Raw genomic sequence first — 19,688 nt, 5'->3', positions numbered from 1 at the left:
GCCCGGACGCGGCCCAGGAGGAGGCGACCATGTCACCGGAGTTCTACTTCAACACCAGCACCAAGGAGGTCGAGGAGGGCAAGCCGTCCTCCTGGCGGAACCGGATGGGTCCGTACCCCACCCGGGAGGCCGCGTCGAAGGCGCTGGACATCGCTGAGCAGAGGACCGAGACCTGGGACGAGGAGGACGAGCAGGACAGGTGAGCGGGGCGGCCGCGCTCCTACTCGTCGAACTGGTGCTCGCGCGCGGGGAAGGTTCCCGCCTGCACCTCGGCGACGTAGTCCTGGGTGGCCCGGGTGAGCGCGGCGCCCACCTGCCCGAACTGCTTCGCGAAGCGCGGCGACCAGTCGCCCATGCCGGCCATGTCCGTCCACACGAGGACCTGGCCGTCGACCTCCGAGCCGGCCCCGATGCCGATGGTGGGGACACGGAGGATCTCCGTGACCCGGGCGGCGACGGGTGCCGGGATCATCTCGAGGACGACGGCCACGACGCCCGCCTCCTGCAGGGCGACGGCGTCCTCGCAGATGCGCTCGGCCGCCTCGTCGCTGCGGCCCTGGACGCGCTTGCCCCCGAGCATGTTCTCGGACTGGGGGGTGAAGCCCAGGTGACCGAACACGGGGATGCCGGAGCCGGTGAGCAGCGCGACGTGCTCGGCGACCCGGGCGCCTCCCTCGAGCTTCACGGCGTGCGCACCGCCCTCCTTGAGCAGCCGCACCGCGCTCGCGTGGGCCTGCTGCGGGGAGGCCTCGTACGATCCGAAGGGCAGGTCGGCGAGGACCAGGGCGCGCGTCGTGGCCCGCGCGACGGACCGCGTGGCGACGACGAGCTCGTCGAGGGTCACGGGGATGGTCGTCTCGTGGCCGAGGACGACGTTCCCGAGGGAGTCGCCGACGAGCAGCATGTCGATGCCCGCCTGGTCGAAGATGCGCGCCGTGAGCGCGTCGTACGCGGTGAGCATGGTCGTCCGGCGCCCGGCGGCCTTGTCCTCGGCGAGGTGATGGACGCGGATCCGCTTGCGCACCGGCGCTGCCGGGGCGGGGGTGTCGGGTCCGGTCGAGGAGTGGAGGTGCATGGTTCCCTCTGGTGTCCGTCGGGCGGCCTGTGGGTGCGGCCGCGGGGTCGTGGTCTGTGGTGCAGGGGGCGTGAGCCTTCCGGTCAGGACAGGGGCTCGCGCCAGCGTGAGGTGATGGGGAGGCGGCGGTCCCGCCCGAAGGCGAGAGCCGTGACCTTGGGGCCCAGCGGGTACTGCCGCCGCTTCCACTCGGCCTGGTCCACGAGCGCGAGGACCCTGTCGACGACGTCGGCGTCGAAGCCGCGCGCGAGCAGCTCGACCCGGCCCTCGGCGTGCTCGATGTACGCGTCGAGGACCTCGTCGAGGAGGTCGTACGGCGGCAGGGAGTCCTGGTCCACCTGGCCGGGGCGCAGCTCCGCCGAGGGCGGCTTCGTGATGGAGCTCTCCGGGATCGGTGGGATCTCGCCTCGGTCGAGCGCGAGGTTGTTCCGCCACCGGGACAGCGCCCACACGCGGGACTTGTCGACGTCCTTCAGGGGGGCGTACCCCCCGACGGCGTCGCCGTAGATGGTCGAGTACCCGACGGCGAGCTCGGACTTGTTGCCGGTGGCGAGCACGAGGTGCCCCTCGGCGTTGGACAGCGCCATGAGGATCATGCCGCGCACCCGGGCCTGGAGGTTCTCCGCGGCGACACCGTCGAGGGCGAGCTCGCCCTGGAAGGCGTCGACCATCGGCGCGATCGGCTGCACCCGGTAGGTGGCACCGATGCGTTCCGCGAGGTCCTTGGCGTCGTCCTTGGAGTGCTCGGAGGAGTACACCGACGGCATCGACACGCCGACGACGTTCTCGCCACCCACCGCGTCGGCGGCCACCGCCGCGACGAGAGCCGAGTCGATGCCGCCGGACAGCCCGAGGACGACGCTGCGGAAGCCGTTCTTGCGCACGTACCCCGTGAGGCCGGTGACGAGCGCCCGGTAGATCTCCTCGTCCTGGTCCAGCTCGGGGGCGACCTCGCCGCGGTGCGGCGCGTCGGCGTCCTCGGCGAGGTCCCACAGCAGGAGGTGCTCGACGAAGCGCGGGGCGCTCGTGAGGACCGTCCCGTCGGCGCCGACCACGAAGGAGCCGCCGTCGAAGACGAGGTCGTCCTGACCGCCCACCATGTTCACGTAGACCAGGGGTGCCCCGACCTCGCGGGCACGGCGGGCGGCGAGCTCGGTCCGGACGTGCCCCTTGCCCTCCTCGAACGGCGAGCCGTTGAGGACGAGGAGGGCGTCGACGCCCTCGGCGGCCATCTGCGCGACGGGGCCGCCGTCCTGCCAGATGTCCTCGCACACGACGAGCCCGAGCCGCCGACCCCGGACCTCGACCACGCACGTCTCGTGGCCCGGGGCGAAGATCCGGAACTCGTCGAACACCCCGTAGTTGGGCAGGTGGTGCTTGTCGTAGGACGCCACGACCGCACCGTGCTGGAGGACGACGGCACGGTTCGTCGGGCGGGGCTCGGGGTGGTCGCTGCTCGGGCGCGTGGCGCCCACCGTCCCCACCACGACGGTGAGCGATCCCAACCCTCGGGACGCCAGGTCGGCGGCGACCTGCTCCAGCGCTGCGTGCGCGCCCCGCTGGAAGGAGGCCCGCAGAGCGAGGTCCTCGATGGGGTACCCGGTCACCGTCATCTCGGGGAGCACGACCACGTCGGCCCCCGCACCGGCGGCCTGCTGCGCCCGCTCGAGGATGGTCCGGGCATTGTTGTCGATGTCGCCCACGCACGTGTCGATCTGCGCGAGCGCGATCCTGATCTCCGCCATGCGACTCACCCTATTGCGTCGTCCGACCTTTTTCGGGCCGCGAGCACCACAGGAGGACGCACATCAGGCAGGATGTACGCATGGACAGGCAGCAAGAGTTCGTGCTCCGCACGGTCGAGGAGCGCGACATCCGCTTCATCCGTCTCTGGTTCACCGACGTGCTCGGCATGCTCAAGTCCGTGGCCATCGCCCCCGCGGAGCTCGAGTCGGCCTTCGCCGAGGGCATCGGGTTCGACGGCAGCGCCATCGAGGGCCTCACGCGCGTCTACGAGGCGGACATGGTCGCTCGCCCCGACCCGACGACGTTCCAGGTCCTGCCGTGGCGCGGCGACCACCAGGGGACCGCGAGGATGTTCTGCGACATCCTCACGCCCGACGGCGAACCCTCGCTCTCCGACTCGCGCAACGTCCTCAAGCGGACCCTCACGCGGGCCAGCGACCAGGGCTTCACGTTCTACACGCACCCCGAGGTCGAGTTCTACCTCTTCGAGCCGCCGACGGCCGGCGGGCCCCTCGTGCCGATCGACCACGGAGGCTACTTCGACCACGTGGCACGGACGCAGGGGCACGACTTCCGGCGCGCGGCGATCACGATGCTCGAGTCCATGGGCATCTCCGTGGAGTTCTCCCACCACGAGGCCGGGCCGGGCCAGAACGAGATCGACCTGCGCTACGCGGACGCGCTGACCACCGCCGACAACCTCATGACGTTCCGCACGGTCGTCAAGGAGGTCGCGCTCGAGCAGGGCGTCTTCGCGTCGTTCATGCCCAAGCCCCTCGCCGACCAGCCCGGCTCCGGCATGCACACCCACCTCTCGCTCTTCGAGGGCGACCGCAACGCCTTCCACGAGCCCGGGGCCCAGTACGAGCTGTCGAAGACGGCCCGCCAGTTCATCGCCGGGCTCCTGCACCACTCCGCGGAGATCACCGCGGTCACCAACCAGTACGTGAACTCCTACAAGCGGCTGTGGGGCGGCGCCGAGGCGCCCAGCTACATCTGCTGGGGCCACAACAACCGCTCGGCCCTGGTGCGGGTGCCCATGTACAAGCCCGGCAAGGGCAACTCCAGCCGGGTCGAGTACCGGGCGCTCGACACCGCGGCGAACCCGTACCTCGCCTTCGCCCTCATGCTCGCCGCCGGGCTCAAGGGCATCACCGAGGGCTACGAGCTCCCCGACGCCACCGAGGACGACGTGTGGGAGCTCACCGATGCCGAGCGCCGGGCGCTCGGCATCAAGCCCCTGCCCCAGTCCCTCGACGACGCCATCGAGCTCATGGAGCGGTCCGAGCTCGTCGCAGAGACGCTCGGCGAGCACGTCTTCGACTTCGTCCTCCGCAACAAGCGCCAGGAGTGGGCGGGGTACAGCGCGCAGGTCACGCCCTTCGAGCTGAAGCGGCTCCTCCAGGTCCTGTGATGGTGAGCACGTCGAGGACGGCCACGCTCGGAGGTCGGTTGACCCGGCTCGGGTTCAGGGACGTCGCCCGCGCGATCCACCTGTGCACGGACAAGGACTTCACGGCCGTCGTCGGTGCCGTCGCGCCCGACCACCCCGTCCTCGACGCGCTCGCCGAGTCGGCCGACCCCGACCTCGCGCTCCTCGCGCTCGTCCGCCTCTGCGAGGCGGCCTGCGCCGAGGCCGGGGCCGGCGACCCAGGCGCCGAGGAACGTCGTACACGCCTCGCGACCCTCCTCACGATGCGCGACGCCGCCAGCCAGAGCGACGCGGTCCAGGTCCGCAGCCGCCTCGTCTCGGTCCTCGGCGCCTCCACGGCGCTCGGCGACGAGCTCGTCCGCCACCCCGAGCTCCTCGACGTCGTCGACGACGTCACCTCCGGCGTGGGGGTCGACGTCCGCGCCGTCCGTGGTGAGATGCTCCACGCCGTCGGCGCCGATCCCGACGCCGACGTGCCCGTCGCCCGCGACGCCGCACCGGCGACCGTCGACGCCGTGCGACGCGCCTACCGGCGCAGGCTGCTGCGCATCGCCGCCAGCGACCTCACCTCACGTGAGCCCCTCTCCCTCCTGCCCGCCGTCGCCGCAGCGATCGCCGACCTGGCGGCCGGCGCCCTGGAGGCCGCGCTCGCCGTCGCCAGGGCCGACGTCGACGACCACGGCGAGGGTGTGCGGCTCGCAGTCCTCGGCATGGGCAAGTGCGGTGGCCGAGAGCTCAACTACGTGAGCGACGTCGACGTCATCTACGTCGTCGAGCCCCGCGACGGGTACGACGAGGACTACGCGATCACCGTCGGGACGAGGCTCGCCTCGAGCCTGGCCCGGGTGTGCGCCGGGCCCAGCGGCGAACCCGCGCTGTGGCCCGTCGACGCGGCGCTGCGACCGGAGGGCAAGAACGGGCCGCTCGTGCGCACCCTGTCCAGCCACGTGTCCTACTACGACCGCTGGGCCAAGACCTGGGAGTTCCAGGCTCTCCTCAAGGCGCGGCACGTCGCCGGCGACCGCGAGCTCGGGGCCGCGTACGTCGACGCCGTGACCCCGCTCGTGTGGACCGCGGTGGAGCGCGACAACTTCGTCCAGGACTCCCAGGCGATGCGCCGCCGCGTCGAGGACAACGTCCCGGCCGCCGAGGCCGACCGCCAGCTCAAGCTCGGCAAGGGAGGTCTCCGGGACGTCGAGTTCACCGTCCAGCTCCTCCAGCTGGTGCACGGACGCTCCGACCCCGCCATCAGGAGCTCGAACACGCTCACGGCGCTCGCCGCCCTCGCCGCCGCCGGGTACGTCGGGCGCGAGCACGCCGCCCAGCTCGCCGTCTGCTACCGCTTCCTGAGGTCGATCGAGCACCGTATCCAGCTCGTCAACCTGCGCCGCACCCACCTCATGCCCACGTCCGAGGACGACCTGCGACGCCTCGCACGGTCCGTGGGGATGCGCGCCGAGGGTGCCGAGGGCCTGCTCGCACGCTGGCGCACCGTCCGTCGGGACGTCCGCTCGCTCCACGAGGAGCTCTTCTACAGGCCGCTCCTGCCCGCGACCGCCCAGCTCTCCGCCGAGGAGGCCAGCCTCGCGCCCGACGCGGCGCGGGCGCGCCTCGCCGCCATCGGGTACCGCGACCCCACCGGTGCGGTCCGGCACATCGCCGCCCTCACGGACGGCGTGAGCCGCCGGGCCGCCATCCAGCGCCAGCTCCTGCCCGTCATGCTGGGCTGGTTCGCGGAGGGCTCGGACCCCGACGGTGGCCTCCTCGCGTTCCGGCGGCTGTCCGACGAGCTCGGCACCACGCCCTGGTACCTCAAGCTCCTGCGCGACTCCGGCTCGGCTGCGTTCCGGCTCGCGTACCTCCTCTCCTCGTCGAGCTACGTCGCCGACGCCCTCGGTCGGTCGCCGGAGTCCGTCACGTGGCTCGCGGACGACGCGGACCTCGCCCCGCGACCGGTCGCGCGCCTCCTCGTCGAGGCCGACGCGATCCTCACGCGGGCCGACGACCCGCGCCAGGCCGTCACCCTGCTCCGGGCCCTGCGCCGCCGAGAGCTGGCCCGCATCGCCTGTGCGGAGCTGCTCGGCGTCTGCGAGCCCGAGGACGCGGCGCCCGGGATCTCCGACGCCGCCGACACGGTCCTCGTCGGGGGTCTGCGCGTCGCCCAGCACGTCGTGTGCGACGAGCAGGGCCATGACCTCGCCCGCCCCCCGGCTGCGATGAGCATCATCGCGATGGGACGACTCGGTGGGCGCGAGCTCGGCTACGGGTCCGACGCCGACGTGCTCTTCGTGCACGACGCCACCGACGGTGCCGACCCGTCCGTCGCGCAGACGTACGCGCTGGCCGTCGCCCAGCGCGTCCGTCAGCTGCTCGGGGCGACGGGGGAGGAGCCGTCGCTCGAGGTCGACGCCGACCTCCGGCCCGAGGGCCGCAACGGCCCGCTGGTCCGGTCCTTCGACTCGTACGCCGAGTACTACGGCCGGTGGTCCTCGCCCTGGGAGAGCCAGGCGCTCCTCCGGGCACGCCCCGTCGCCGGGGACCCGGACCTCGGTCGACGCTTCACGGCGCTCGTCGACCCGTTGCGCTACCCGCAGGGTGGCCTCGACCCGGCCACGGTCCGCGAGATCCGACGCATCAAGGCGCGGGTCGAGGCCGAGAGGCTGCCTCGAGGCGCCGACCCGACCCGCCACCTCAAGCTCGGACGAGGTGCCGTGACCGACGTCGAGTGGACCGTCCAGCTCCTCCAGCTCGAGCACGCCGCCGCCGTCCCGGGGCTGCGCACCACCGGCACCCTGGCCGGGCTCCGCGCCGCCCGTGACGCCGGGCTCCTCGACGCCTCCGACGCCGAGACACTCGAGATCGCGTGGCAGCTCGCGTCGAACCTCCGCGACTCCGTGGTCCTCTGGTCCGGCAGGGCAGGTGGAGCCACGGCGGACGTCCTGCCCGCCGACAGGGTCGCGCTCGCCGGCATCGCTCGGACGTTGCACTACCCGCCGGCGAGCGGCAGCGATCTCGAGGAGGACTACCTCCGTGCGGCGCGACGCGCCAGGACGGTCATGGAGAGGGTCTTCTACGGCGAGGAGGTCTGAGGTTCCTCGGTCCCGGCCTGCTCGCTCTCTGCGGGCCGTTGCTCGGGGTCCCGGAACATGTGGGAGTCCACCAGCTCGTGCCGCTGCAGGTAGGTCGAGGCGACGGCCTGGATGGTCGCGGCGACCGGCAGGGCGAGGAACGCCCCGAGCGCCCCGAAGACGGCACCGAAGGCCAGGACCGACACGAACGCGACGGCCGGGTTCATCTGCAGCGCCCGGGCGGACACCTTCGGGGCGAACCAGAAGTTCTCGACCTGCTGGTAGAGGACGATGAAGACGAGCACCATGACGGCCTTCTGGGGGCCGTCGGTCGTCACCGCGAAGATGATCGGCAGGGCCCCGCCGATGTACGTCCCGATGGTGGGGACGAACTGCGAGACCACTCCGGTGAAGAGGGCCAGGGGGAGCGCGTAGGGGATGTCGATGATCGTGAGGAAGACACCGGTGAAGACGCTCGCGACCACGGCGAGGACGATCCGCGAGTTGATGTAGTCGGAGATCTTCAGCTGGGTGACCTCCCACAGGCGCAGGACCTCGGTCTGGTTCTTGGGGCTCAACCAGGCGCAGATCGACGCCCGGAACCGGGGACCGGCTGCGGCGAGGTAGTAGGCCACGAGGAGGATGACGCTGAACGCGAAGATGCCGCCGATGACGGACGACCCGATCGCGAGGGCCCGGGTGGCCACCTCGTCGCCCCAGTCGTCGACGAGCTGGGTCTGGAGCTGTGCCATGGGCGGGACTTCCACCGCCAGGCGGTCCTCCAACCAGACGGACACGGACGCGTAGGTGTCGGGCAGGGTCTTCGCGAGCTGCCCCGCCTGCTCGACGAACATCCCGCCGAAGAGGGCGAGCACGGCCGCGGTCGCCGCGAGGATCCCGAACATGACGACCCCGGTCGCTGCCCCGCGCTTCCAACCGTGCCGGACGAGCCACAGGATCATCGGCTCCATGGCGAGCGCGAAGAAGAGCGCGATGACGAGGTTGACGACGAGGCCGGACAGCGAGCCGAGGGCACGCCAGACGAAGATCGCGACGAAGACGGCGAGGACGGTCATGACGAGGGCGCGTCCGAACCATCGGGGCGGTCGATCCGCGCCGACGGGACGGGTGTCGTTCAGGGCCACTGGTGGCGTCCTTCCGTGAGGGGCGCTGAATCGTACCGTGGCGGGCCTTGGCGGGGGCTTGGAACACGCGGCTGATCGTCGTGCTGCACGACGCGGCCCCCTGGCCCGACGCCCGTGGAGGGTGCCGGGCCAGGGGGCCCGTGGTGCCGAGCTCCGGTCGGCTCAGATGTCGTAGTAGAGGTCGAACTCGTGCGGGTGCGGGCGCAGACGGATCGGGTCGATCTCGTGGGTGCGCTTGTAGTCGATCCACGTCTGGATGAGGTCGGGGGTGAACACGTCCCCGACGGTCAGGAAGTCGTGGTCGGCCTCGAGCGCGTCGAGCGCCTCGCCGAGCGACGCGGGGACCTGCTGGATGGCCGCGTGCTCCTCCGGAGGAAGCTCGTAGAGGTCCTTGTCGACGGGCTCCGGCGGCTCGATGCGGTTCTTGATGCCGTCGATGCCGGCCAGGAGCTGGGCGGAGAAGGCCAGGTACGGGTTCGCCGACGGGTCGGGCACGCGGAACTCGATGCGCTTGGCCTTCGGCGAGCTGCCCGTCACCGGGATGCGGATGCAGGCGGACCGGTTGCGGGCCGAGTAGACGAGGTTCACGGGGGCCTCGTACCCGGGCACCAGGCGGTGGTAGGAGTTCACCGACGGGTTGGTGAAGGCCAGCAGGGCCGGTGCGTGCTTGAGGAGACCACCGATGTACCAGCGAGCCATGTCGGACAGGCCGCCGTAGCCCTTCTCGTCGAAGAAGAGCGGCTTGCCGTCCTTCCACAGGGACTGGTGCGAGTGCATGCCCGAGCCGTTGTCGCCGAAGATCGGCTTCGGCATGAAGGTGACCGTCTTGTCGGCCTCCCACGCGACGTTCTTGATGATGTACTTGAACTTCATCAGGTCGTCGGCGGAGTGCTGCAGGGTGTTGAAGCGGTAGTTGATCTCCTGCTGGCCGGCGGTGCCCACCTCGTGGTGCGCGCGCTCGACGTCGAGGCCCACCTCGCCGAGGACGGCGCACATCTCGTCACGGAGGTCTGCGAACTGGTCGGACGGCGACACGGGGAAGTACCCACCCTTGTAGCGCGTCTTGTAGCCCTTGTTGCCACCCTCCTCCTCGCGGCCCGTGTTCCAGGCGGCCTCGGCGGAGTCGATGTGGTAGTAGCTCTCGTGCTGGTTCGTCGCGAAGCGGATCGAGTCGAAGACGTAGAACTCGGCCTCGGGGGCGAAGAAGGCGGTGTCCGCGATGCCGGTGCTCTTGAGGTAAGCCTCGGCCTTCGCGGCGACGTTGCGGGGGTCGCGGGAGTACGCCTCGTCGGTGAAGGGGTCGACGATCGAGAAGTTCACGATGAGCGTCTTGCGCTTGCGGAAGGGGTCGACGTAGGCGGTCGTCACGTCGGGGATGAGCTTCATGTCCGACTCGTGGATCGCCTGGAAGCCGCGGATCGAGGACCCGTCGAACATCATGCCGTCGGTGAAGGCCGACTCGGCGAACTGCGAGATCGGAATGTTGAAGTGCTGCATGACGCCCGGCAGGTCGCAGAACCGGACGTCGACGAACTCGACGCCCTCGTTCTGGGTGAAGGCAATGGCCTCCTCGGCGTTCTTGAACATCCGTTGCTCCTTGATCGGTGTCGCCCTCTTACCCGGGCACCTCGAAACTAGAGCGGGCGAGTTTCTCTTCCGTGTGCTTCATGTTTCGACCGTGTTACGAACGCGTCGATCATGTGACGTCCGGATGACGTGGCCCCGGGGGATCGCCTCGAGACTACCGCGAAGCCGCATGCGGGGAGTCGTACGCTTGCACCGTGGCATCTCGTGAGGACATGGGCTCGTGGTTGGACGGATCACCGCAGGGAGCGGGTGACGGACGGTCCTCGCGCGACGACAGGTTGCGCCTTCCCGCGACAGGTTCCGGCTCGTTCGCCCCCGTGGGGCGACGCGTGGGGGCGCTCGTCGTCGACTGGTTCCTGTCCATGGCGGTGAGCCTGCTGCTCTTCGACTCCGCCCCGATGGCGACCCTCGCCGTGTTCGCGGTGGAGAACCTCGTCCTCGTCTCGTCGACCGGTTACACCGTCGGGCACCGGCTGTTCGGGTTGCGTGTGCGCCCCGAGGACGAGCGCGCCCCGGTGGTCGGCCTCCTGCGCGGGGCGATCCGGACAGTCCTGCTGTGCCTCGTCATCCCCGCGGCCATCTGGGACGCGGACGGACGCGGGATGCACGACCGGGCGGCGCGGACCATCATCGTGCGGTCCTGAACCGCTCGCCCCGAGTCACGCCCCTGGCCCGCTCGCAGGGCGGACACGGAGGAGGGCCCGGTCGCGTGCTGCGACCGGGCCCTCCTCGTTCGACCGGTTCGACGTGCCGCCGCCGCGCGTCAGCCCTCTGTGCGGCGGGCGACGATCAACGTCCCCGCATGCCCTTGCGGTCGGGCCGCGCCCTGTTCGGGTCGATGCCCTTGGGGATGGGCATGCGGATCCGCCCGAGCGCGGTCAGGCGCTTGCCGACCTCGCCGACCTCGGCCTTCGTCAGCCTCGGCTTGAGCTTCTGGACGTGCCGCGCGAGCTTGGGGAGGGGCACCTGGCCCTCCTCGTTGCCGCACTGGACCACGACCACCGGGACGCCGGAGAGGATGCGGGAGAGCTTGCGCTGCTCGGCGTCGATGAGCTTCTTCACGCGGTGCGGCGGTCCTTCGCTCACGAGCAGGACGCCGGGGCGTCCCAGGCCGCGGAAGACGAGGTCCTGGGTCTTCGGGTCGACCGCGACGGGTTCCTCGTCGAAGGACCACCCGCGGCGGATGGTCCCCAGTGCGGCCCGCGAGGCACCGGCCTGGCCCTCGATCTCCGTGTACTGGGCGCGCTCCGCGCGTCGGGCGAGCACGAACATGGCACCGAGGAGCGCGAACGGGAGCCCGATGATGATCATGTAGACGATCTGGCCCCACCACGCACCGATGAGGACGGCGACGGCGAGGATCGCGGCGAAGACCGCGAGCATGAGCCACGGGAGATTGCGGTCCCGGGCGTACGTCATGCGGTACGCCTGCGCGACCTGGTGGTACCAGCGGACCTTCTTGGGCTTCTTCGTCGCCGGGGCGCCGCCCGCGGTGGGAGCGTCAGTCTTCTTGCGAGCCATGGTCGTCAGTCTACCGGCCAGGTGGGGACGCCCTCGGACACCGGCGAGCGGTGGTCCGAGGGCGTCCGGGAGCGCGTCGTGCGCCGCGCCGTTGCTCAGCGACGGATCAGGCTCGCCGCCTCCTGGCGGGACGTGGTCGGCTCGGCGAGGTGCGCTAGAGCCTCGGGGATCTCCTGGCCGCGGCGCTTCATCGCCTGGCCCCACAGACGTCCGGCGCGGTACGACGAGCGCACGAGAGGGCCGGACATGACGCCGAGGAACCCGATGCGCTCGGCCTCGTCGGAGAGCTCCACGAACTCCTCCGGACGGACCCACCGGTCGACGGGGTGGTGGCGCACGGAGGGACGCAGGTACTGGGTGATGGTGATGAGGTCGCACCCTGCGTCGTGGAGGTCCTGGAGGGCCTCGACGACCTCCTCCATGGTCTCGCCCATGCCGAGGATGATGTTCGACTTGGTGACCAGGCCTGCGTCGCGGGCGCTGGTGATGACGGACAGCGACCGCTCGTAGCGGAACGCCGGACGGATCTGCTTGAAGATCCGCGGGACGGTCTCGAGGTTGTGCGCGAGGACCTCGGGGCGCGAGGAGTTGACCTCGTCGAGGAGCTCGGGGATGGCGTTGAAGTCGGGGATGAGGAGCTCGACGCCCGTCCCCGGGTTCATCGTGTGGATCTGGCGCACGGTCTCGGCGTACAGCCATGCGCCGCCGTCGGGCAGGTCGTCCCGCGCCACGCCGGTGATGGTCGAGTAGCGCAGGCCCATGGCCTTGACGGACTCGGCGACCCGTCGCGGCTCGTCGGCGTCGAAGTCGGCGGGCTTGCCGGTGTCGATCTGGCAGAAGTCGCAGCGACGCGTGCACTGGTCCCCGCCGATGAGGAAGGTCGCCTCGCGATCCTCCCAGCACTCGAAGATGTTGGGGCAGCCTGCCTCTTCGCAGACGGTGTGGAGCCCTTCCTTCTTCACCAGCCCCTTGAGCTCGGTGTACTCGGGCCCCATGGTCGCCCGGGTCTTGATCCACTCGGGCTTCTTCTCGATGGGGGTGGCGCTGTTGCGGGCCTCGACCCGGAGCATCCGCCGTCCTTCAGGTGCGATCGTCACGCGCTGTCTCCCAGAGGTTGATTCGTCCCAGCGTACGCCAGCGCCGTGGTCGTGCGGGCGTCCTGCGCGGGGGCGGGACGTGATCTCCGTGACAGGCCGTCCAGGTGCGTCCCGAGGTGGTCACGGAGGAGGGGGGCGACGTCCTCGACGGTGGTCCGTCGGCCGAGCTCGGCGGTCAGCGACGTGACGTCGGCGTCGGTGATCCCGCAGGGCACGATCCGTGCGAAGGCGTCGAGGTCCGGGTCGCAGTTGAGCGCCAGCCCGTGCATCGTCACGCCCTTGGCGACGCGCACCCCGACGGCGCAGACCTTGCGCTCGAGGCGCTCGGGCGTCGCGGGGAACCACACGCCGCTGCGCCCCTCGACCCGGACGGTCTCGAGCCCCAGGGAGGCGCAGAGGTCGATGACGGCTTCCTCGAGGGTGCGCACGTACCGGACGACGTCGACGGGGTCGGGGAGGGCGACGATGGGGTAGGCGACGAGCTGTCCGGGCCCGTGCCAGGTGATCTTGCCGCCGCGGTCGACGTCGACGACGGGGATCCCGTCCGCGGGCCGCTCGGCGGCGCGCGTCCGGCGTCCTGCGGTGTAGACCGACGCGTGCTCGACGAGGATGGTCGTCGAGGGCCGGGTCCCGGCGACGACCTCGTCGTGGACGCGCCGCTGGAGGGCCCAGGTCTCCTCGTAGTCGGCGAGTGCGGATCCGAGGTCGATGTCGAGGAACTCCATGGGACCAGGCTAGTCCTCGTCGTCCGTGTCGCCCGAGGCCACCATGGTGACGAGGATCTCCCGCAGCGCGGTGACCTGGTCGGGGCGCAGGCCGCGCGCGACGATGTCCTCGCCCGGGCCCACCTGGGCGGCGTGGGTGACCGTCGTGCGGCCGGCATCGGTGAGACGCACGACGTGACGTCGTGCGTCGGAGGGGGAGGTGACGCGCGTGACGTACCCGGTCCGCTCCAGCCGGGCGACGGTGCGGCTCATGGTCTGCTCGGTGACGTCCGACGCCGCTGCGAGCTCGCGCTGGGAATGGTCGCTGCGCAGCAGGGCCAGGAGGACCGGCAGGCTCGCGTGGTTGAGGTGCCACTGCTCGAGGTGCGCGTTCCACTCCCTCTCCAGGCGGCGTGCGACGTGGGAGAGCAGCCGGCCGGTGGGCCAGGTCGACGGGTCCTCGGCCACGTCACCTCCAGGTGCGGTTGCGGATCGGTGCCCGAGCACCGATAGTACTCAGCATGCTTAGTAAAAAGTCGGGTGTCCTTCGGGGTCTGGTCATTGTCGCAGCCATCGTGGTCTGGCTCGGCATCGGCGGGATCGGGGGACAGGCCCAGGGGAAGCTGAGCTCCGTCCAGACCAACGACGCCGGTGCCTCCCTGCCCACGAGCGCGGAGTCGACCCGCGTCGACGGTCTCGCCTCGGAGTTCGTCGATACCGAGGCGCTCCCCGCGCTCGTGGTCCTCGAGAGCGACGACGGCTCGCCCCTGACCCCGGAGCAGCTGGGTGCGGCGGACGACCTCGCCCAGGCCCTCCCGGCACAGCCGGTCCCCGGTGCGGGGACCGGAGACCCGCAGACCCTCGCCGACGTCCTCGTCGGGCCGGTCGTCGTCGTCCCCTCCGAGGACGGGCTGGCAGCCCTGCTCACCGTGCCGCTCGACGCAGGTTCGGCGGGCAACACCCTCGCCGACGGCGAGGGCCTCACCCCGGCCGTCGTCGACGCCGTCCGTGGCGCGGCCGACGACAGCCTCGGTGACAGCGGGCTCGTCGCACTCGTCACAGGGCCCGCGGGCTTCGTCGCCGACCTCGTGGTCGCGTTCGGAGGCATCGACACGGTGCTCCTCCTCGTCGCGCTCGTCGCGGTCCTGCTCATCCTCGCGTTCGTCTACCGGTCGCCGGTGCTGCCCTTCATCGTCATCGTCACCGCGGTGCTCGCGCTGTCCCTCGCCGGGCTCGTCGTCTACCACCTCGCCGACGCCGGCGTGCTCGTCCTCAACGGCCAGGCGCAGGGGATCCTGTCGATCCTCGTGGTCGGGGCCTCCGTCGACTACTCTCTGCTGGTCGTGGCGCGATACCGCGAGGAGCTCGGACGGGTCCGCGACCCGTTCGACGCGCTGCGCACCGCCCTGCGGGCCTCCGTCGAACCGATCCTCGCGAGCGCCGGCACCGTCATCGCCGGCCTGCTGTGCCTCCTCCTCTCCGACCTCGCGTCCAACCGGAGCCTGGGACCCGTCGCAGCCGTCGGCATCATCGCGGCCTTCCTCAGTGCCATGACCTTCCTCCCAGCGCTCCTCCTCGTCGCCGGGCGGCGGTCGCGCGCCGTGTTCTGGCCGCGAGTCCCCGCCTTCCACGAGCAGGTCGACGACCGCGTCGACGAGGTCTCCGCGGCCGGCGGCCTCTGGACGCGTGTCGCCCGGTTCGTCACCCGGCACGATCGACCCGTGTGGATGGTCACAGCTCTCGTCCTCGTGGCCGCTGCCGCATTCGTCCCCACCCTCGACGCGGACGGCACCGGCGAAGGTGACGTCTTCCTCACGCAGGTGGACTCCGTCGACGGCGAGCAGGTCCTCACCGAGCACTTCGACGGGCTCGGGGTGCAGCCCGCGATCGTCCTCGCCCCTGAGGCAGACCTCGACGCCGTCCTCTCCGCAGCCCAGGAGGTGCCCGGCATCGACGACGCCTCCGCGGTCACCGCCGCCTCCGCCCAGGGCGGCCCGCCCGGCGCGTCGGCCGGTGAGCCACCTCTCGTGGTCGACGGCACCGTCCGCATCGACGCCCTCACCTCTGCACCCTCCGACTCCCAGGAGGCGGTGCGCACGGTCGAGGAGCTGCGGGCAGCGGTCCGTGCAGCGTCCGACGACGCGATCGTCGGGGGCGCCGCCGCCCAACGGCTCGACACCCAGGACGCCGGCACGCGCGACCTCCAGGTCATCGTCCCCGTCGTCCTCGTGGTCGTCCTGCTCATCCTCATGCTCCTGCTGAGGTCGGTCCTGTCCGCGGTGCTCCTCATGGCCGCGAACATCTTGTCCTTCGGGGCGGCCCTCGGTGTCTCCGCGATCCTCTTCGAGCACGTCTTCGGGTTCCCCGGGGCCGACCCGACCGTCCCCCTCTACGCCTTCTGCTTCCTCGTCGCCCTCGGCGTCGACTACACGATCTTCCTCATGACCCGGGTGCGCGAGGAGTCGCTCGTCCACGGCACGCGCGAGGGCGTGGTCCGGGGCCTCGCCGTCACCGGGTCCGTCATCACGTCCGCAGGCATCGTCCTCGCGGCGACGTTCGCGGCGCTCGGCATCATCCCGCTCCTCTTCCTCGCGCAGCTCGCGTTCATCGTCGCCTTCGGTGTCCTCCTCGACACCATCGTCGTGCGCAGTCTCCTCGTGCCGGCCCTCGTCCACGACCTCGGCCCCGTCGTGTGGTGGCCGTCGCGCCTCGCACGCACCGACGGTGCCGACGAGGCGGACGGCGGGGCCGGGACCGGTGCGCGGACGGCGGATACCGTGTCCTCATGAGTGCAGAGGACAGGCTGAGGATCGGCATCGTCGGGTACGGGGGATCGGGGCGGGGCATCCACGCCCGCCTGGCCCGGAAGGCAGGGCACGACGTTCGGGGAGTCGTCGTGCGCTCCGAGGAGCGGGTCGCCCAGGTGCGGGCCGACTGGCCCGCCGCCGTGGTCCACCCGGACCTCGACACGCTGCTCGCCACCCACGACGAGGTCGACCTCGTCGTCGTCACCAGCCCCACCGGGCTCCACGAGGAGCACGCCGCAGCCGTCCTGCGCGCCGGTGTCCCGCTGCTCATGGACAAGCCCCTCGCGCTGTCGGGCGACGGAGCGGCCGCCGTCCTCGACGTCTCCCGCAGCACCGGGACACCGTTCACCGTCTTCCAGAACCGCCGCTGGGACCCAGAGCAGCTCACCCTCCGCGCGGTCCTCGCCTCCGGGGATCTCGGGACCGTCCACCGGTTCGAACGACGCTGGGAGCGGTGGCGGCCCGTGCCCCAGCAGCGCTGGAAGGAGCAGGACCCCGACGGAGGAGGACTCCTCCTCGACCTCGGGACGCACCTCGTCGACTCGGCCGTCCAGCTCTTCGGACCGGTGCAGTCCGTGTACGCGGAGCTCCGGGCCATCACGACGCCCACCGAGGACGACGTGTTCCTCTCCCTGCACCATGTCCCGGCGAGCGGGACCGGCCGCGGGGTGGTGAGCCACCTCACGGCCGGTTCCGTCGTCGGGGCGCCAGGGCCGCGCACACGCGTCCTCGGCGACGCGGGCGCGTACGTCGTCACCACGTTTGAGAACGACGCCTCGCCCTTCGAGGAGATGGACGCCGACGCGCCGCAGGGCAGCGAGGGGTGGATCGCGCGCGGCCGCGAGCGGACCGCGGTGCCGCAGGCGCCCGGGGGGCACGAGGACTTCTACCCCGCCGTCGCGGCGTGGGTGCTCGACGGCGCCCCGGCGCCCGTCGACCCCGAGGACGTCGTGCGCACGGCGCGCGTCCTCGACGCCGCCCGGGTCAGCGCGAGGACGGGGGAGCGGGTCACCGTCTGAGTGCCGCGCCGCACGCTCCGTGCCTGTGGACAACCTCTCCGAGGCGTCCCCGTCGGGTGGGATGGGCACATGCACGCCCTGACAGACCCCCAGCTCGAGGTGCTCGCAGCCGCGGGCTACGTCCCTGCGGACCCGTGCCCCCTCACCGGACGCGCACGGGTACGCAGGCCCGAGGCGCGGACCGGGGCCGACCGCGGAGGTACGGACCGCGACACCGGTCACGGGCCCGTGCCCGGGGCGACCCACGTCGTCCAGATCGTCCGGTACGACGAGGAGGTCACCCGCCAGGTGCTCAAGGACCACCTCGCGCGGTGGCGCGACGTCGACGACCCCGGCCTCGAACGGCTCATGGACGCCGTGGACCTCGGGGACCGCGCGGCCGTCGTGACTCACCCGACCGACAGCCACGACCTCGCGCACCTCGTCCGCGAGGAAGGACCCCTCACCGCCGGGCACACGAGCACCCTCCTCGTCGTCCTGGGCCGGACCCTCGCGCGCCTCCACGCCGCAGGCCTGCACTACGGTCCGATCACCACCTCGGCCGTCCTCCTCGGGCACGGCGAACCCGTCCTCACGGTCCCCCTCCCCGCCCACGACCCCCGGCCGATCGCGTCCTCCGCCGTGGAGGACGCGTACCACCTCGCGTCGCTCGCCCGGTCCGTCATGGCCGAGACCTACGGACCCTCCGCCCCACCGGGCGACCTCGGTCCCCTCAGGGCGCTCGCGCGGCTCGTCACCAGCACCCTCGGCGACGCCCAGGACCGGCCCGGCGTGGGCACCCTCGCTGCGCGAAGCCACGCCGTCGCGCCGTGTCGGCCGCTCGTCATCCGCGGCGTCGCAGACCGGACCGCGCTCGCTGCGGGCGGGTCGGGGCACGAGCCCAGCGGGCCTGCGACGCACGCCCGGGCCACCCAGGACGACACCGGGGCCTCGGGTTCACCCCGCCCAGGGCTGCGGGCCCTCGGAGACCCACCGGAGCGACGCCGACGCCCCCCGGCGAGGCTCGTGGTGGCATGCGCGGTCGGAGCGCTGGTCGTCGGGGCGGGCGCCGCGCTCGCAGCCAGACACGACGCGCCGGCCGTCGTGGCCCAGGACGTCACGGTGGACGGTGCGGCGTCGGACACTCCGCGGGACGTGACCGTGTCCGACGCCGCGGAAGAGCTGACGCAGGCCAGGTTCGACGTCCTCATGGAGATCTCGGCCGGCACTGCCGCGGCCGATGCCTGGGACCGCGTGACCGTGCCCGGGTCACCCGCCCACGCCCAGGCTGTGATGCTCGCGGAAGAGCTGATCGAGGGCGAGGTCCTCTCCGACCTGAGCACCGAGGTCGTCTCCGTCGAGGTGCTCGAGGAGGTGGACGGCCACGCCCGTGTCGAGGTCGTCTACGTGCTCGGTGGGTACACGGTCGAGTCGGCGGACGGAACGAGGTCGGTCGCTGCGGAGCCGTCGCGGGAGGTGGTGCTCGACCTGGTCCGGACGGACCAGGGGTGGCGGGTCGGGTCCGTGACGGAACCGTCAGCCTGAGGCGCCGGCCACCCATCCGGCTGCGGCGTCGAGGGTGGCGTGCGAGAACTCGAACCCCGACTTCTCGAGCACCGTCGGCAGGACTCGCTGGGACCCGAGGATCTCGGTGGAGAACTCGCCGAGCGCGACCTTCAGAGCGACGCCGGGCACGGCGACGACCGCCGGGCGGTGGAACGCGTGGGCGAGAGCCTGCGTGATCTCGGAGTTGCGCGCCGGTGACGGAGCGGTCAGGTTCACGACCCCGGCCACGTCGACGTCGACGAGGTGACGCAGGGCGCGGACCTCGTCCTCGAGGGTGATCCAGCTCCAGAACTGGGTCCCTCCTCCGAGGCGACCTCCGACACCGAGGCGCAGGAGGGGGAGGAGCCGACCGAGGGCCCCGCCGGACCCGCTGAGGACGATGCCGGTGCGGGCGAGCACCACCCTGCTGCCCGCGTCGCTCGCCGGGGCGGTAGCGCGCTCCCAGTCGGCCACGACCTCGGCGAGGAAACCGTCCCCCTGGGACGAGGACTCGGTGAGCACCTCGTCGCCCCGGTCCCCGTAGTAGCCGATGGCCGTTCCCTGGATGAGGGGGATCGTTCCGCCGTGGTCGCGGATCGCAGTGGCGAGGAGACCGGTGGTGGACGTCCGGGAGGTGCGGATGGTCCGCCGGTAGGACGACGTCCAGCGGTGGTCCCCGACACCGGCGCCGGCGAGGTTGACGACCGCATCGACGCCGGCGAGCACGTCGGGGTCGAGGTGACCGAGCGCAGGGTCCCACCGGTGCTCGTCGGAGCGGCGGGGCGGGCGCCGCACCAGTGTGCGGACCGTGTCGCCGTCCGCACGGAGCGAGTCGACGAGGGCGGTCCCGATGAGTCCGCTCGACCCCGCGACGAGGATGGTCCGGGGGGAGCGGCGGGGGGTGTCCATCGCCTCATCCTAGGTGCGTCCCGAAGGCTGTGCCCGGGGCGGCACGCACCCGGG

The 19,688-nt window shown here is 71.8% G+C and carries 16 protein-coding genes; 7 read left to right on the top strand and 9 right to left on the bottom strand.

What is annotated here, in order from left to right; genetic code table 11:
* Window positions 1-29 precede the first annotated feature (29 nt).
* Complete coding sequence (locus JAV76_RS04585) at window positions 30-203, top strand: SPOR domain-containing protein (RefSeq protein ID WP_198732853.1); 174 nt, start codon at window positions 30-32, stop codon at window positions 201-203.
* A 17-nt stretch (window positions 204-220) separates the two neighbouring features.
* Here the strand turns inward: JAV76_RS04585 and panB are convergent, their stop codons facing one another.
* Window positions 221-1,075: a 3-methyl-2-oxobutanoate hydroxymethyltransferase gene (gene panB / locus JAV76_RS04580; protein WP_198732852.1), complete on the bottom strand. Its 855-nt coding sequence runs from the start codon at window positions 1,073-1,075 to the stop codon at window positions 221-223.
* An 83-nt stretch (window positions 1,076-1,158) separates the two neighbouring features.
* Window positions 1,159-2,820 (bottom strand): NAD+ synthase, encoded by a 1,662-nt coding sequence (locus tag JAV76_RS04575; protein WP_198732851.1) that lies wholly within the window; start codon window positions 2,818-2,820, stop codon window positions 1,159-1,161.
* A gap of 80 nt (window positions 2,821-2,900) precedes the next feature.
* Between JAV76_RS04575 and glnA (JAV76_RS04570) the strand changes: the two genes are divergently transcribed.
* Window positions 2,901-4,235 (top strand): type I glutamate--ammonia ligase, encoded by a 1,335-nt coding sequence (gene glnA / locus JAV76_RS04570; RefSeq protein ID WP_198732850.1) that lies wholly within the window; start codon window positions 2,901-2,903, stop codon window positions 4,233-4,235.
* Window positions 4,235-7,342 (top strand): bifunctional [glutamine synthetase] adenylyltransferase/[glutamine synthetase]-adenylyl-L-tyrosine phosphorylase, encoded by a 3,108-nt coding sequence (locus JAV76_RS04565; RefSeq protein ID WP_198732849.1) that lies wholly within the window; start codon window positions 4,235-4,237, stop codon window positions 7,340-7,342. Before glnA (JAV76_RS04570) ends, JAV76_RS04565 begins: the two co-directional genes overlap by 1 nt.
* Here JAV76_RS04565 and JAV76_RS04560 read toward each other — a convergent pair.
* Both JAV76_RS04560 and glnA (JAV76_RS04555) read right to left on the bottom strand, forming a co-directional pair.
* Entirely contained in the window at window positions 7,324-8,466 is a 1,143-nt protein-coding gene (locus JAV76_RS04560; RefSeq protein ID WP_307843990.1) for an AI-2E family transporter, read from the bottom strand. The two genes, JAV76_RS04565 and JAV76_RS04560, sit on opposite strands and share 19 nt — an antisense overlap.
* A gap of 162 nt (window positions 8,467-8,628) precedes the next feature.
* Window positions 8,629-10,053, bottom strand: a complete 1,425-nt coding sequence (glnA, locus tag JAV76_RS04555) for a type I glutamate--ammonia ligase (protein WP_198732848.1) — start codon at window positions 10,051-10,053, stop codon at window positions 8,629-8,631.
* A gap of 194 nt (window positions 10,054-10,247) precedes the next feature.
* On the opposite strand from glnA (JAV76_RS04555), the gene JAV76_RS04550 reads away from it, so the two are divergent.
* A complete protein-coding gene (locus JAV76_RS04550; RefSeq protein ID WP_198732847.1) occupies window positions 10,248-10,697 on the top strand; it encodes an RDD family protein in 450 nt (149 codons plus the stop codon).
* Window positions 10,698-10,842: 145 nt separating this feature from the next.
* Here the strand turns inward: JAV76_RS04550 and JAV76_RS04545 are convergent, their stop codons facing one another.
* From JAV76_RS04545 to JAV76_RS04530, 4 genes are all read right to left on the bottom strand, one after another.
* On the bottom strand, window positions 10,843-11,574 hold the full coding sequence (locus JAV76_RS04545; protein ID WP_198732846.1) for a DUF4191 domain-containing protein: 732 nt from the start codon (window positions 11,572-11,574) through the stop codon (window positions 10,843-10,845).
* 95 nt (window positions 11,575-11,669) lie between these two features.
* The gene (lipA, locus tag JAV76_RS04540; RefSeq protein ID WP_198732845.1) at window positions 11,670-12,671 is read right to left on the bottom strand and encodes a lipoyl synthase; all 1,002 of its coding nucleotides are present in this window, start codon (window positions 12,669-12,671) and stop codon (window positions 11,670-11,672) included.
* The gene (lipB, locus tag JAV76_RS04535) at window positions 12,668-13,396 is read right to left on the bottom strand and encodes a lipoyl(octanoyl) transferase LipB (RefSeq protein ID WP_198732844.1); all 729 of its coding nucleotides are present in this window, start codon (window positions 13,394-13,396) and stop codon (window positions 12,668-12,670) included. Before lipB ends, lipA begins: the two co-directional genes overlap by 4 nt.
* A gap of 9 nt (window positions 13,397-13,405) precedes the next feature.
* Entirely contained in the window at window positions 13,406-13,843 is a 438-nt protein-coding gene (locus JAV76_RS04530; RefSeq protein ID WP_307843989.1) for a MarR family winged helix-turn-helix transcriptional regulator, read from the bottom strand.
* A gap of 53 nt (window positions 13,844-13,896) precedes the next feature.
* On the opposite strand from JAV76_RS04530, the gene JAV76_RS04525 reads away from it, so the two are divergent.
* The 3 genes from JAV76_RS04525 (at window position 13,897) to JAV76_RS04515 (ending at window position 18,725) form a co-directional block, all read left to right on the top strand.
* Window positions 13,897-16,164: an MMPL family transporter gene (locus JAV76_RS04525; protein WP_198732842.1), complete on the top strand. Its 2,268-nt coding sequence runs from the start codon at window positions 13,897-13,899 to the stop codon at window positions 16,162-16,164.
* Window positions 16,161-17,201, top strand: coding sequence for a Gfo/Idh/MocA family protein (locus tag JAV76_RS04520; protein WP_198732841.1), 1,041 nt, complete (start codon window positions 16,161-16,163; stop codon window positions 17,199-17,201). Before JAV76_RS04525 ends, JAV76_RS04520 begins: the two co-directional genes overlap by 4 nt.
* A gap of 69 nt (window positions 17,202-17,270) precedes the next feature.
* Window positions 17,271-18,725 carry a hypothetical protein gene (locus JAV76_RS04515; protein WP_198732840.1) on the top strand — a complete coding sequence of 485 codons (1,455 nt, stop codon included), beginning with the start codon at window positions 17,271-17,273 and terminating at the stop codon, window positions 18,723-18,725.
* On the opposite strand, the gene JAV76_RS04510 is transcribed toward JAV76_RS04515, so the two are convergent.
* Window positions 18,717-19,634: a TIGR01777 family oxidoreductase gene (locus tag JAV76_RS04510; RefSeq protein WP_198732839.1), complete on the bottom strand. Its 918-nt coding sequence runs from the start codon at window positions 19,632-19,634 to the stop codon at window positions 18,717-18,719. The genes JAV76_RS04515 and JAV76_RS04510 overlap by 9 nt on opposite strands.
* Window positions 19,635-19,688 lie beyond the last annotated feature (54 nt).

The sequence above is a fragment of the Sanguibacter suaedae genome, from assembly GCF_016342785.1.
GTDB classification, from domain to species: Bacteria; Actinomycetota; Actinomycetes; order Actinomycetales; family Cellulomonadaceae; genus Sanguibacter; species Sanguibacter suaedae.
This window is presented reverse-complemented; position numbering and strand designations above follow the sequence as displayed.